The organism is Saonia flava (assembly GCF_011927795.1).
Classification (GTDB): Bacteria; Bacteroidota; Bacteroidia; order Flavobacteriales; family Flavobacteriaceae; genus Saonia; species Saonia flava.
Genome location: NZ_JAATJJ010000001.1, coordinates 73,920 through 88,502 on the forward strand (window position 1 = coordinate 73,920; position 14,583 = coordinate 88,502).

The window sequence follows — 14,583 nt, forward strand, 5'->3', positions numbered from 1 at the left end:
TACTAGTGTTTATAAGAGTTTTTATGTTTTGTAATTTCCTCCTCATTAAGACCGAGGAAATTTGCAGCGTTGTTGTAGAAAATATCTTCTTTTTGCTCCATGGTTAAAAATTCTGCCCGGTTAACTCCTTCAATTGCTTTTTCAATAGTAGATGGCCAGACCATTTGATCGGTTCCGAACATGATTCTTTTTCCAAATCCGGCATCGGTAAGCCCTTTCAGGTAATTATGAAATTCAGCCCTCGGCAGAATCCAACTAATTGCACCAAGCTCTACATACAAATGAGGGTGTGCGTACATCAAAGCTTTCATGTCTTCCAAATATGGCCAACCACCATGAGCGAGGTATATTTTCATTTGAGGATGACGGATCAAAACTTCTTCAATTTGCAGGGGATTTGCATTGGCTACCCGAACATCCTTCAGGCCCATGTAATATATTCCACCTGGAGGACCCCCCGGTAACATGTGGTATCCAATAGGAATGTTTAGTTCTTCCGCTAAATCAAAATAAGGAGCAAGAAGTGGGTCATCCGCTGTCATGCCGCCATAAAATGAAACAATTTCACCTATTGCATCCAGTTTACCCTGTTGATGTCGTTTCCGTAGTGAGTCTGCAGATACATTTCTTCCACTAATGATTACTCTATTAGGATCCTCGGTGCGCCAAAGTTTACCATCAGAGATCATCGCCTTTACCACATTATTCTGTTCAAGTATTTTGAGCGTTTCTTTTTTCTGTTGCTCGGGTCCCCGAACCCCTTTGAATTCATCATCCGTTAGTGGATTCCTGTAATCTATACCGAACATAGAAGCCCCTGCCTCCTGATTATAAGCATGAATATGCATGTCAATAATGGGGCCTTTATAAGCTTGTGCCAGGGCATTCATCCATAAAGACCAACACATTGCGCCAAGTACCAACTTTCTCATAATGATTTCGTTAAAATCCTAAATTAAAGTGCTAAATTATCCAAGTCTGTCAGATTATAATTGTAAAAATCCGAACTATTAGCCTTAAGTTTTAAAAATTCGGAGGGAGAAATACCGCCAAACTTTCTAAAATCTTTAATAAAATGTGCTTGATCATAATATCCACATTCATAGGTAATGTTAGTCAAAGAATCAGCAGAGCTGCTCAGAAGAAGATTCGCGGCTCGATTAAAGCGCACAATTTTTTTAAAGTGGATCGGACTCATACCCACATACTTTTTGAATATTTTTTGTAAGCTACGGTTCGTAATACACAAGGATTCGCTGAGTTGGTCAATCGAGACAGCCTGTTTGGATTTTAATGTGTTAATAGCATATGGCAGTCTGGAATCAACTTGGTCTAGTTGTACATGTGCCAGTATAAATGATTCCAGTTCTATAAACTTATCACAGATGTTATCTATTTCTTTTAGCTGTGATGAGATTCGATCTATATCACTTGCACAAAAGAACAGATCCATGTGTAAAAGGGTATCGAGCAATTCATGTGCGGGTATGTGTTTCAAATAAAATAAACCAAAGTTGTTGAACTGGACCGTCATAAATTTCATCCCCACATAAGGACGTAAGACAGCCGTGCTACTGCATGATGCATAAATGGAGCTATCCGTTAAACTTTCGTCCAGATGAACCTTTTCATTCAATGAAATAAGAAGGTTACTTGTGGCATTTGGGAATATTGCCATAGATCCTTCTAAATTGTCCTCTGCAGTAATCTCGACATAGCTCAGAAAGTTTACTATCTTAAAAAGGGCAGGATGGGTCGGTATGTAAATTTTTTGTATCAAAGGTCAATTGTATAGGAAATGCATATAGCAATTCGGGCCTTTTGTGTGTGCTTAAAATTTGACGCAAAAACAAGTAACAACAATATTTACTTTTATCTATATTTTTTAATGCATTGTAATGACTTGCTATGCTCAGTTCGTTGATTTTTAAGGAAATATAGTAAAATTCACTAACTATCGGTTTAAAATTTGGCCAAAAATTGGGAGTTGGGTTTCAAAAGATAGGTTACCAAGAAGGCGGCGTAGCGATCATATCTTGTGTGTTTTGTGGTATTGTGAATAAAGATTAGAGTACCTCATGAGCACAGCGAACACATGAATTCTTTGATCAAACAATAAAATGGTATGGGTAAATTGTTTTTAGCTGCTGTTGTAACATCGTTTTGAGTCGATGTCCAGTTGAAGCTGGATGCCAGTGAATGGGTGAATATGGTTTAGTGGGGCGTTAAGTAAAATTTCCTGTGGGGCGGGAACAACTTAATTTAGTGCCAACACAACTCAACTTTGGTTTAATTTTACACATTCATTGTTGGCAACAGTAATTTACTTCCCCTCTTTTTTGGTAATTACCATCTCAATTAACGATGATGAATCTTTAAATAAATCAGATAGAATTTGGATGCTGTACTCCCCTAAGTCCATAACAAAGTCATCTTTAACTTCAGAACTATAAAAACTGAAACTTTTTACATCGTTTTTTACTTTCACTTTTAGAGTATAATGTACATCATCAAAATAGTTGCTTTTGCCATCTTGGGGTAGGCCATCGGAGCCCCACTCATGGACATAATTTGTAATTTCTATTTCTACTAAATCATCTTTATTGCCTATACTGGAACTTCCATTACTGGACAGTGCAAAAGCTTTTCCAAATAATGCTTGTTCTATGATTAGATATTTGATATTGTTTTCAATGACAAAAGTTAGAAAATAGTTGCCGTATATTTTGGTATAATATTCTTTTGTTGCCTTATCGTTATCAATATAAAACTCTGTTATGAACTCACCATTATTATCGAGTTTAAGATACATATCCCCAATTAAGTGGGCTGCCGACTTTTCGCCATACACTTGAAGTAAGGCACCTATATTAAGAGCTTTATATTTTATATTATTGGTAAGCCCCTCTTTTAACTCTATCTTTTTTTTAAACCCTTGCGCATTACTACTAATTGACATTAAAAACACTATTATTGGTATTGTTATTTTTTTCATTCTATACAACGGTTAAGCTAAAGCTTATTGTTTAGTTTTATTTTTTTCTTGCCCAAAGTTAAATTCATAAGATTTAGCGACCTAGTAAATATACGCAGACCTTTCGGTTTATACCTATATACATAAGGTTCCGCATTGCGTATAGTTTTCCTATGTTAGTATTCTATTATATTTTATTCAATAATTTTTATTTGGTAGCTCTTATAGTCAGCTATTTTTTTGTAGGGCCAATATTTTTATAACGTTCTAGGATTTCAGTTTTTAAAAAACGGGTTTCAGTGCTATTTTTGTACTTGTTGGATGTTTGTTTAATTGGGCCTTTGTTCTTGCAGGTCTTTTTTCAAAACCGCCGCCACAATTGGGGCAAACGTTCAATAATATAGCCACCACATTCTTTACAAAAAGTACATTCATAGGTACATATCATTGCTTCACTACTATCATTTGGTAATGGGCTACGACAGTTCTCGCAGTTTGTTCTAATTTCTATTACCTAGTTTTGTTTTGTAGTTGTTGGTTATCAATATCATATTCTATTCTCTTGGCTGTTGTTTTGGCTACCTCAATGTCAAATATTCTTTTGATAATATGTAATGACATATTAATGCCGGCAGAAATTCCTGCCGCGGTTATTATTTTACCTTCATCAACGAATTTTTGATTTTGTACAACATTAACCTTAGGATATCTTTCTTTTAGTTCATCAATAAACATCCAATGGGTCGTTGCTTTTTTTGAGTCTAAAAAGTTACATTCTGCCAAAAGAATTGCACCTGTACAGACAGATGCTAAAATAACTACATTTTCATATTGCTTTTTTATCCATTTTAAAACCGTATTATTCTTTACCTCTACTTCCTCTGCACCATAACCTCCGGGAATAATTAATATATCCAATTTAGGGTGATGTACAAAGTTATGCGTAGGTTCTACTTTAAATCCGTTGCACGCTGTAAGCAAATCTCCTGTTTCTCCTATTGTAGAAACATTGAATAGTTTTTTAGAGTTCTTCTCAGCCATCGCAAATACTTCAAAAGGTCCGGTAAAATCTAGCACATCAGCATCATTGAAAAGTAAGATGCCTACTTCTATTTTAGTTTTTTTATCCATTGAATATGATTTTAATAGTGTGAATTTTGAAAATAAATAGTGTCCGATTTTTGGTGTAAAATATTGTAGAAATCATCCATTTCATCCGTTATGAACTGGCTTTGATGGCAATTAAGAGCTTGCCTTCCTGTTTCTATATCTTTTTGTTCAACTATTAAAGGATAATTCAAATAGTATGGGTCAACTGTTTTCCAAACGGATTGCATGAGTTTACCTAACTCAGATTTTGGTTTTGAAATGGTGTTTATTGTTTTTTTTGAAAGCCCAAACAATAATAATTTTTGAGATGCTCTAAAAGGATGTTTTTTAAATACTTCCGATGTTATATTAGATACTGTTCTATGGTCTGGATGCCCCGTACCGCCATCTGCACCCCATGAAAATAAAATGTCTGGTTTTATTAAAAGATATAAACTATCTACTTTTCGCTCAAGTAAATTTAAATTTTCAGGGTTCGCCAATGTACCATCTTCAAAATTTAGCAGCACTAACGAATGAATTCCTAATTTATCTGCAACACATTGTATTTCGGCTTTCCTTAATTTTGCCAATGAATCGCCTGCAGGTATTTTGGCATGTGGTCTTACTCCGTGTCTACCATCTGTGGTAACAATTAAATGGACCTTAATACCTTCTCTACTATATTTTGCAAGTAGGGGAGAAATGGTAGTCTCGTCATCTGCATGCGCAAACACCGCCATAACGGTTTTTATAGACATTTCTTGATTAAGTTTCGATGTATTTTTACAAGCTGCACAAAGGCTAAACAGGACTATTAATTGGATACTATTTTTCATTGTATTTAATTATTATAATGAAATACAATAGTAAGTCTGATTTTTAGTTTTAATCGGACAATATGAGGAGGAATAGCGCCAAAACAACTGAAAAGTTTAGGTGGTTTTTAAAAGGTCTCGTAATTGTCTTGCATTGGTATAACCACATAGTTGGGCTATATGATCCATTTTAAAATCAGAATTTTTAATAAGATTTGTTGCCTTCTCAACTCTAACCTTATTTCGATATGCTGTAATAGTGATACCAGTTACGGACTTAAATATACGCGAGAGGTTACGTGGGCTACTATAAAAGTGCTCTGCCAAAGTTTCTAAATTGGTTTTTTGTTGAATATTTTGAATAATCCAATCTTGAACGGCATGTACTTTTTGGTGCTGGTGCGACCTATATTGTAGAAAAATACTTAACTGTTTATCCTCCCCATCTCGCCTAACATAAACTACAAGTTCGCGGGCAACTTTTGCAGTAACTTCGCTGCCATGTAGTTCTTCCAGCATAAAAAGTGCTAAATCTATACCAGTAGTTAGTCCTGCACTGGTATATATATTCCCATCCTTGGTGAAAAGAATGGACTTCTTAACATGCAATTTTGGAAATTGAATTTGAAGTTTGTCAGCCAGAGACCAGTGTGTTGTACAAAACCTACCATTTAAGAGTCCCGATTGGGCTAAAATAAAAGCGCCACTACATATGGAACAAATTCTTACACCCCTCGAACTAGCATTTCGAAGCCATTTAAAAAAAGAAGCGAATTCGTTTTGATCTAGATTGGTTTCTGCGCCACCGGGAACACAAATAATATCATCTTCGGATGGATTAAATTCGCGGTGTGATTTAAGATTGTTAATTGTAATCCCTGACGACGTGATTATATTGCTCTTTGACGAAAGGTATTGAAATTCATAATGTATACCAAACAAAGAAGATTCTTGAAAAACTTGAAGTATGCCGCTGATATCGAGCATATGAACCTTTTTTGTAATCAGGAAATAAAGGGTAGCGGGCATTTTATAAAAGTATCTTTATTTTTTAGAACAAACTAAATTGTGGCAACAGCTGCTTCTAAACCCCACATTTTACACATATATTTAAGGGCGGGTCATAATGAAACACAACACCGCGCTATGTACGACATCTGTGAAAGCAGTGTGCGAGTTGAAGTACTGGTGGTAAATTTTAAGGAAATATAGTAAAAACCTTTTTTGGTTATGGACTGTATTGGGGATAAAATTTGTAGTGCCACCGAGCGCAGCGACCGATGAATATTTTTAAAAACAATAAAAATCAATGAATAATTCGACATCATAGTCTCGTATAACCGTCAGTTAGGGGTTTAATTAGCATTAGTTTTCGGTTTTGCACTGATTTTATCAATTCCGAGTGGATTCTTGCCTGTGCTGAGCGTAGTCGAAGCATAGTCAAATCCGCCGCAATTGCGTTTATAAATTGTTGTGTGAAGTATTTTTGGTGTTTTTATTTGTTTCATTTTTAATTCTACTATCTCCCCATTCCTTCAGATAGCGGATGAATGGAATAAGTTCTTTGCCAATTTCTGACAATGAGTATTCTACTTTGGGTGGGACTTGCTTATATACTTTTCGGTTAATTAGATTATCGCTCTCTAATTCCCGTAACGTTTGTGTGAGCATTTTTGTTGTAATATCTGGTATTGTTCTACTTAATTCTCCATAACGCAAAACTGTAAATTCGTGCAAGTACCATAAAATTCTACCCTTATACTTTCCACCAATTCGTCTAAAAGCATAATCAACAGAACAAGTAGGTATGTCTGGACAATATTTTTGCTTTTTAATCATTTTTTTTACAATTTAAATTACTGATAATCAACAATACATACTTTTTAGTATGTAGCATACAAAAAAGTACATACTTGATATAAAGGTATATATAATATAGTTTTGAAGTTCATTAAAACGAAATAAAAATGGATTTAAAATTAAAAAATAAAGTAGCTATAGTCACTGGTTCATCAAAAGGGATTGGTGCAGGAATTGCTAAAGCATTTGCGAGTGCAGGTGCAAAAGTTGTAGTTAATTATGCATCAAGTAAAGAAGATGCAGAAAAAGTAGTAAGTAAAATTACAGAAAATGGAGGTACAGCTATTGCTATTTATAGTGATGTTACAAAATCGGAAGATGTAAAACGATTATTTGAAGAAACCAAAAATGCTTTTGGTCAACTCGATATTTTAGTGAACAATGCTGGAATTTACAAATTTGAACCTTTAGAAGGTGTTACCGAAGACAGTTTTCACTCTCAATATAATACACACGTTTTAGGTACTATATTATCTACTCAACAAGCTGTCAAACTTTTTGGAGATAAAGGAGGAAGTGTTATCAATATTAGTTCTACGGTAAGTCAAAACCCAGTTGCAGGTTTAACTATTTATGCTTCAGCAAAAGCAGCTATTGATAATTTAACAAAATTGCTAGCGAAAGAATTAGGCGATAGAAAAATAAGAGTAAATGCTATTGCTCCAGGTATTACAGAAACTGAAGGAACTAGAAGCGGTGGTATTATTGGTAGTGATATGGAAAAGCAGATGGTAGCAATGACTCCTTTAGGACGTACTGGGCAACCTGATGATATTGCAAAAGTAGCTGTTTTTCTTGCTTCTGATGATGCAGGTTGGGTTACTGGCGAAAGGATTAGTGTTGCTGGAGGACTGTTGTAAGCAATTTTATAATTAGACTTTAAAAATCATAGTGCTATTGAGTGCTATGATTTTTTACATTTAATCAAAAACATTGGTTGATTTTCACTCACTTCTTTGATTTCAAAAAGCCCAAATTGTTCAAATTCTGTTTTCACAGATTCTTTATCGTAATAAAATATTTTAGCTCCTTTATGAAATTCGTAACGGTCTTTACTAATGAGCTTGCCTTTTCTAAAATTTGGTGCTTGTTTTGTTATTGCAGTAAAAAACATATATCCATTTTCGGTTAATTGGTTGTAACAATCTTTGATTAGTTTTTTTCTTTCGTCATTGTCCAGTAAGTGAATAAGAGCATAACAAAATATTCCATTATATTTTTTTTTATCAAAAGGCATTTCAGCCACGGAACCATGATATATGTCCATATCCGTTCTGTAATTTTTATATGCCAATTCAATAGCGGTTTTGGAAATTTCAATTCCCGTTACATCAATTCCGTTGTCTTTAAAAACCTTTGCATTTCGTCCGTACCCAATTCCGGGAATGAGAACGTTTCTCACAGAGTTTTCTAAAAAAAAATCTTTTGTCAAGATAGCAGATTTTGAAGGTTCATTCCCCCACATTTCTTGCTTGTCAACAAAGTTCTCTTCCCAAAATTCTGTCATTTTTCTAAGTGTTTGGTCATATTGCACACAACGCCACGCTATTTACGACATCTGCGGTAGCAGTGTGCGAGATGGAGCGCTGGCGGCTAATTTTTAAGGTGTTAGCACCTGTTTTTTTATTCATTTAATCCGTTTATGAATTCACTTGCTTTTTGTAAAATCAGTTCTGGCACTTCTTTATGTGGCGTATGCTTAACATTTGGGATAACTAATTGAGTTGATTGCCCGTTGGTTTGTGTTATAATATTTTCTACTTGTTTTAGCGTTCCGTATTCATCTTCTTCGCCTTGTATTATGAGTGAAGGACATGTGATTTTTGGTAAAAACCCTTCAATATTCCAATTTCTAAATTCGTCTGTTGTCCAAGTAGAAGCCCAAGCCCAAAACATTTCGTCTGTCTTGCTTCCGTGATATTTTTCCAATTTGGTTTTTAAGTTGGTTGTTTTATAGAGTTTTATGGCTTCTTCAATTCCGTTTATGGTAATGTCCTCTACAAATATGTGCGCACCTTCGGTAATAACTCCCCGTATTTTGTTGGGATATTTTCCTGCTGTTATTAATGCAATTGAACCACCGTCGCTGTGTCCAAAAAGAATTGCTTTGTCAAGTTGCCAAAAATCTAACAGTTCATTGAGTAAATCCGCTTCTTGCTCCATATAATAATAGTCTCTTTTGGAATATGAAAACGCACAAGATTTTCCATATCCTTGTCGGTCATAAACGAGAATATTGCATTTGGTTAATTCGCCAATCTTTTCTGGAAAACCCCGCCATAATTCTATGCAACCTAAAGAGTCGTGAAGGAAAATAATTGTGGGTCTGCCAGGAAATCTGTCAGTTCGCTTAATTGTTATTTCGTCTAATTTAATTTTTGTTTTTGTCTGCAATTTAGTTTTGTTTTTCAAATAGGTGCCAACGCCGCGCTATTTAGGACATCTGCGAAGCCAGTGTGCAAGTTGGAGCGCTGGTGGCTAACTTTTCGGTTTAGCACTGACCAATTTTTATGTTTATATTTTTGTTTTATAACTTAAACCGCTATTACTTATATACCATATTGGGGTAGTTAGATTTTATATTCTTAAATTTTTACATGAAATGATTATTGAGGCCTAAGGGTTTCTATAATCTTTGCATCAACCCAATATTTTGTAGTCTCCCAATATGTACTGCCATCTTCCTTTTCTTTTTCTTCGGACCTTCCAAAAAGCAAATACTTTCCATCAGGTGTTAACCTCGCACCATTTTCTACTAGTGTTGAATTTATCTTGTCTCCCATATTAATAGCAGGACCCCATGAACTATCTTGCTGTCGAAAACTGATATAATTATCAGACATTCCATACCCTTCGTCTCGCTCACTACCCCATATTAAGAAAGATTCATCTGGAGCTATAAAAGGGTGAGCGGTCCATTTTCCTGTATTAATATGTTTACCAAGTAATTTTGGTTCTTCACGTTTACCATCTATAATTCTTGACATTCGGATTACGTCATTACTTTTATAGTCATCAAAAACAAGAGTACCATTAGAAGATACAGACATCACCATGATGCCCCAATCTTCCCTATCAAACATAGGGCCAAGACTTTTAATTTTTGACCATCCAGAACCTGTACGTTCTATGTAGTTCCATCTGGAGTATAAGGTGTTACTATCGCTAGGGTTATGTTTAAAGCTATATTTATTAACTCTATAAGAACTACCTTCATTCCGATAAACAACTACTGGATCCTCAAAGGGGTCGTTGCCCGAGTAAGTAAAGTAAAATTCTTTCATGTCTAAAGAGTTCTCATTTCCTAACTTCCAATCTTGAGAGGGATTCTTTATAGCAACAAATATTTCAGGAGTTAATCCTGGTGGTTTATATCCAAAGTATAGGTTTTCTTCTGAAGAAGGATTATCCTTTTTTGGTTCTGATTTTTCAGTTTTACAAGCATTTAAAATTAACATAAATGCCAATGCTAAGACTTTAATCATCTGATTTTTCAACATTCAATTTGTTTTAATGTCTTGTCCTGAAATATGGCTACAGGTTAAAAATAGATTTACGCTGTTAATTTATATACCATATTCGGTGTATTATAGTCTAAAGATAAATGTAATCTGATCTCGTTGTAGAGATTGATTGCATTTTTTGTTGCTCTTTTTGCGTGTGCCACGTCTGTAAAGGTCTGGTCGAGGTAGAACTCGTCCTTTAGGATTCCGTTTACGCGCTCTGCCATGGCATTTTCGTAGCAATGGTTCTCTTCGGTCATACTGATGTCGATTTTGTTCCTTTTGAGTATTTGTGTGTATACATTGCTGCAATACTGTATTCCCCTGTCCGAATGATGGATCAGCCGTTCAATATCCTTAGCTTGGTAGAGTGCCTTGTTCAGCGCCCTAACGCATCCTTTGAGTTCTAAGCTGTCACTAAGGTCATACCCAACAATTTTCCTTGAATGCATATCCGTTATGAGTGCCAGGTAACAAAACCCTTTTACGGTTCTAATGTATGTGATATCGGAGACCCAAACTTGGTTTGGTCTATTGACCTCTATATCTTTTATGATGTTCTTGTACTTGTGGAACCTATGTAAAGAGTTGGTTGTTCTGGAACTGTATTTTTTTCTAAGTGTTAGCATATTGTGTTTTCTTAGGATGTTGAACAAGGTGTCCCTGCCTATTTTCAGATTGGCCCTGGCAAATTCGTCTTTCAGTGACCTTTCAAGTTTTCGTACACCTTCCCTTGGGAGGGACCTGCGTCTTTTTCGAACTATCTGAATGATCTGTTGTTCCCGTCTTAAGCGCTTTTCCGCCCTATCCTTATGCTTGTAATAGGCATCACGTTTAAGTTCGAAACAAGCTGTTATAGTTGAAAGAGAAGCAGATCCCTTGGACTTTTTCTTGGCCTTTATCAAGGCTTGATACTTAGTTTTTTTTTAAGTTCCATAACGGATTTATAGCCCAGTTGTTCTGCGGCCACTTCAAGATAGGAATCGTCTATGAGCGCATCCATATCTTTTTTTAAGAGTAGTTTCTTTAGTTGTTCAATCTCTTTTTGAAGCTGTTTAATGCGTGTAATCTCGTCTTTTGTCTTCACGGTCACTCTGGTGTTCATAAGGTCTGTACGGTTGTATTTTCTTATCCATTCGTTAATGGTGGTAGGGGCAATACCATACGCTTTACCTAGTTGATACTTGTTTAGTTTTCCGGTGGTAAGTTCGTCTAAAATTTTGAGTTTGAAAGATTCTGAATACCGTCTGATTACTTTGTCATTTTTGTACATAATGTTTAAAATTATGTAGCCTTTATTCAGGACGGGTCATAATTACTGTCAACGGTTTTGTATATGGCTTCGTTGCGTGTTTAAGTACTAAAGTTAGCAAACAAATCACGGATAGTAAATTCCAGCGTAATTTGCGCAAGTAGCCTGTAACTAGCAATGAATATTATACATTGCTACCTGCTGTTTTTATTTTTATTTACCGAATATTATTTAAAATCAATTTATAAGAGCATTTTTTAATTATCTCGAAACGATTCATAACTTGGTAAAGGAAAATATTCATTCATCAAGTCTATCTTTTCAAATAATTCACCCACCCCTAGACTTGCCCAGACAATTAGAATGCCAAGAATAATTTTAATAATCAACTGTACTTTTTTGGGTATCAGCTCTATTATATAGTTGAGAATTGGAAGGTAAAAAATTAGGGATAATAATATTATTACCAGACCAAAAAAAGGGTCATTTCCCCAGAAGGTATTTACAAATCCAATAAAGGAAAACAATAAACCGAACAATAGATTTATTGAAATTGACAAGATTGATTTTTTCATAAAATTTGATTTAATTTTGGTTTTACCCTTTGTGTTTTTATTAAGGTTATCTATTTTAGTTTTGGCAGTTCTCCTTTTTACAAATTACAGGTAACACCGGGCTATGTACGACATCTGCGAAAGTAGTGTGAGAGTTGGAGCGCTGGAGGCTAATTTTGAGGAAATATAGTGAAAACCTTTTTTGGTTTTGGACTGTATTGTTAATAAAATTGGTCGTGCCACCGAGCGTAGCGACCGATGAACACCCGTGAAATAAAAAGCAACGTGTTCGTGTATGTTTCCTTTCGTGAAGCACTAAGTTGGTATATGAACAATACACGTTGTTGACAAATGTTTATTATAGGTAATTAAAGAATAGTTCAACAAAAACACCAAGGATAACACTTAATGTAGCTACCAAACGAGATAAACGTTTTAATTTAAATGTGTTTGCAAATGCTAGCCATAGACAGAACAAAGCACAAATCGATAAAATTATTGTTCCGTATAAAGGTACTATGCTATTGAAAAAGCCTATTTGATTAAAAAGAGGATCTAGCAAAGCAGTAAATCCAAAAAGAGCTAAAGTAAAATTTGTCTTTTTATGCCCTACAAATAGGTAATAACTTGCAATTAACAGCTCTATACTTATGGCCAAAGGACCAAATTGGTTATAGTATTCTCTTTTAAAATATGCCTCAAATCCTTGAGGAAATTCAATCTTTAATATAAAGGCAACACTTAAAGCAGCACCAATAATCAAAAGTAATAATGAAATAATTTTTCTTTTTTTCATGAGGCCTTTCTAAATTTTTGCCAACGTCGCGCTATGTACGACATCTGCGAAAGCAGTGTGCGGGTTGGAGCGCTGGTGGCGAATTTTAAGGAAATATAGCAAAATCGCATGACTGTTGTTTGGGAATTTGTCATTTTTTGGGCACCGTGTCCCAAATAACAGGCCTCAAGAAGGCCACAGAGTGGCCGTATCTTATGGATTTTGCGGTATTGGGAATAAAATTTGCCGTGCCACCGAGCGCAGCGACCGATGAACACCCGGGAAATAAAAAGCAACAGTGAATAAATTGTATACCCGCCTGCCGGACGGCCAGGTAGCGTCCTAATGTGTCGAGTAGATGAGCCGTTGCGGCGATCTTGGCAAAAAGAAAATATTATTTAACTTTAGAGAACTGGACTTGGGCTTTTCATAGGATACAATGTTGTACAGCGTTTTTTAATTTATTTCCGCTGTCAATTTAGCAATTTTTCGTGTGATTTTGGTTGGTGAGTTACAATCGCAATTACTCAGTCCAATAACATAAATGTCTTCATTTGGAAGATAAACTCCCATAGATTTAAACCCAAAAATACTTCCACCATGTTCTCTGCTTAGGTTTTCATTTATTTTTTTAACATGCCACCCATATCCATAATTTATTTTGTCTCCATTATTTAAGGTGTAATTGGTAAATGCTTTATCAGCTATCTTTTTGTCTACTAATTTGTTATAAGTAAGAGCTTCTTGCCATTTTAACATATCGTTTACATTAGACATCAGAGAACCAGCAGAACTGGGTATTGTGAAACTTATATACCTTGCGTTAATGTAGTCTTCTTTTTTATGATATCCATAAGCTCGTTTTTTTATAACCTTCCTGTGACTTGCGAATAACGACGCATCCATACCTAGCTTTTTGAATATATGCTCTTCTATAAAACTAGCATAACTCTGTTTGGATATAGATTCTATGATATAACCTAAAATGAGGTAACCTGAATTATTGTATTTAAACTTTTCTCCTGGTTTAAAATCCATAGGCTCATTTTTAAAGAAGTCTATGACTTCTAGAAGTGTTAAGTCCTTTCTAGCAATATCATTTAAACCTTTTATTCTTGTAAAACTTTTTATACCAGAAGTGTGATTTAATAAATGATGAATTGTTATTGTTTCTCCGTGTGTAGGGTAGTCTGGAATATACTTTGTGATATTGTCATTCAAATTCAGTTTACCTTCTTCTAAGAGCATTAAAATGGCGATTGCGGTAAATTGTTTTGTCATTGAACCTATTTCGAAAACATATTCTGAAGTTAAATTAACATCTAGTTCTAGATTGGCTTTTCCGACTGATTTTTGATAAATAGGTTTTCCTGCTTTTGCTACTAAAAATACTCCACCTGGACCATTTTTATCTTTGAATGTATTTAAGATTAAACTATCAATTTTAGCTTCAAGGTTTTGAGCATAGCTTTTAGATTGTAAATTAAAGAATAAGATGATAATCAGTAGATACTTTAAATAATGTGCTTTTTTCATTTTTTGTTATTTCTAAATATATTTATTCGTAGGACGACAAATCAAACAATTTGGTTACAAAAAATAAAAATAGAATTTGTGAAGATAGTTTCTTTAAATGCTGTACAACGCCGCGCTATGTGAAGTCCGGCTAATTTTAAGGAAATATAGCAAAATCGCATGACTGTTGTTTGGGAACCTGTCTTTTTTTGGTCACCGTGTCCCAAATAACAGGCCTCAAGA

At 34.9% G+C, this 14,583-nt stretch carries 17 protein-coding genes; 1 reads left to right on the forward strand and 16 read right to left on the reverse strand.

Features of this window, described 5'->3' with window-relative positions:
- Positions 1–2: 2 nt before the first annotated feature.
- From GGR42_RS00360 to GGR42_RS00395, 8 genes are all read right to left on the reverse strand, one after another.
- Complete coding sequence (locus GGR42_RS00360; protein WP_167959717.1) at positions 3–932, reverse strand: amidohydrolase family protein; 930 nt, start codon at positions 930–932, stop codon at positions 3–5.
- A gap of 23 nt (positions 933–955) precedes the next feature.
- Complete coding sequence (locus tag GGR42_RS00365; protein WP_167959719.1) at positions 956–1,780, reverse strand: AraC family transcriptional regulator; 825 nt, start codon at positions 1,778–1,780, stop codon at positions 956–958.
- 543 nt (positions 1,781–2,323) lie between these two features.
- Positions 2,324–2,995 carry a hypothetical protein gene (locus tag GGR42_RS00370; protein WP_167959721.1) on the reverse strand — a complete coding sequence of 224 codons (672 nt, stop codon included), beginning with the start codon at positions 2,993–2,995 and terminating at the stop codon, positions 2,324–2,326.
- Positions 2,996–3,335: 340 nt separating this feature from the next.
- Positions 3,336–3,485, reverse strand: coding sequence for a DUF1272 domain-containing protein (locus tag GGR42_RS16955; protein ID WP_317169684.1), 150 nt, complete (start codon positions 3,483–3,485; stop codon positions 3,336–3,338).
- Positions 3,485–4,105, reverse strand: a complete 621-nt coding sequence (locus GGR42_RS00380; protein WP_167959723.1) for a DJ-1/PfpI family protein — start codon at positions 4,103–4,105, stop codon at positions 3,485–3,487. The genes GGR42_RS16955 and GGR42_RS00380 overlap by 1 nt, the downstream gene beginning before the upstream one ends.
- An 11-nt stretch (positions 4,106–4,116) precedes the next feature.
- A complete protein-coding gene (locus GGR42_RS00385; protein WP_167959725.1) occupies positions 4,117–4,902 on the reverse strand; it encodes a PIG-L deacetylase family protein in 786 nt (261 codons plus the stop codon).
- Between the two features lie 96 nt (positions 4,903–4,998).
- A complete protein-coding gene (locus GGR42_RS00390) occupies positions 4,999–5,910 on the reverse strand; it encodes a GlxA family transcriptional regulator (RefSeq protein WP_262887084.1) in 912 nt (303 codons plus the stop codon).
- 432 nt (positions 5,911–6,342) lie between these two features.
- Positions 6,343–6,720: a winged helix-turn-helix transcriptional regulator gene (locus GGR42_RS00395; RefSeq protein ID WP_167959729.1), complete on the reverse strand. Its 378-nt coding sequence runs from the start codon at positions 6,718–6,720 to the stop codon at positions 6,343–6,345.
- A gap of 128 nt (positions 6,721–6,848) precedes the next feature.
- Here GGR42_RS00395 and GGR42_RS00400 point away from each other — a divergent pair, with 128 nt between their 5' ends.
- Positions 6,849–7,601: an SDR family NAD(P)-dependent oxidoreductase gene (locus GGR42_RS00400; RefSeq protein WP_167959731.1), complete on the forward strand. Its 753-nt coding sequence runs from the start codon at positions 6,849–6,851 to the stop codon at positions 7,599–7,601.
- Positions 7,602–7,645: 44 nt separating this feature from the next.
- Here the strand turns inward: GGR42_RS00400 and GGR42_RS00405 are convergent, their stop codons facing one another.
- The 8 genes from GGR42_RS00405 to GGR42_RS00440 form a co-directional block, all read right to left on the reverse strand.
- On the reverse strand, positions 7,646–8,248 hold the full coding sequence (locus GGR42_RS00405) for a class I SAM-dependent methyltransferase (protein WP_167959733.1): 603 nt from the start codon (positions 8,246–8,248) through the stop codon (positions 7,646–7,648).
- A 116-nt stretch (positions 8,249–8,364) separates the two neighbouring features.
- Positions 8,365–9,135, reverse strand: coding sequence for an alpha/beta fold hydrolase (locus GGR42_RS00410; protein ID WP_209023905.1), 771 nt, complete (start codon positions 9,133–9,135; stop codon positions 8,365–8,367).
- 212 nt (positions 9,136–9,347) lie between these two features.
- Positions 9,348–10,241 carry a hypothetical protein gene (locus GGR42_RS00415; protein ID WP_167959735.1) on the reverse strand — a complete coding sequence of 298 codons (894 nt, stop codon included), beginning with the start codon at positions 10,239–10,241 and terminating at the stop codon, positions 9,348–9,350.
- 53 nt (positions 10,242–10,294) lie between these two features.
- Positions 10,295–11,149 (reverse strand): IS3 family transposase, encoded by an 855-nt coding sequence (locus GGR42_RS00420; protein ID WP_167959737.1) that lies wholly within the window; start codon positions 11,147–11,149, stop codon positions 10,295–10,297.
- Positions 11,146–11,517: a transposase gene (locus GGR42_RS00425; protein ID WP_167959739.1), complete on the reverse strand. Its 372-nt coding sequence runs from the start codon at positions 11,515–11,517 to the stop codon at positions 11,146–11,148. The genes GGR42_RS00420 and GGR42_RS00425 overlap by 4 nt, the downstream gene beginning before the upstream one ends.
- Positions 11,518–11,753: 236 nt before the next feature.
- Positions 11,754–12,071, reverse strand: coding sequence for a hypothetical protein (locus GGR42_RS00430; protein WP_167959741.1), 318 nt, complete (start codon positions 12,069–12,071; stop codon positions 11,754–11,756).
- 337 nt (positions 12,072–12,408) lie between these two features.
- Positions 12,409–12,846, reverse strand: a complete 438-nt coding sequence (locus tag GGR42_RS00435) for a hypothetical protein (protein WP_167959743.1) — start codon at positions 12,844–12,846, stop codon at positions 12,409–12,411.
- Between the two features lie 435 nt (positions 12,847–13,281).
- A complete protein-coding gene (locus GGR42_RS00440) occupies positions 13,282–14,361 on the reverse strand; it encodes a serine hydrolase domain-containing protein (RefSeq protein ID WP_167959745.1) in 1,080 nt (359 codons plus the stop codon).
- Between the last annotated feature and the right edge of the window lie 222 nt (positions 14,362–14,583).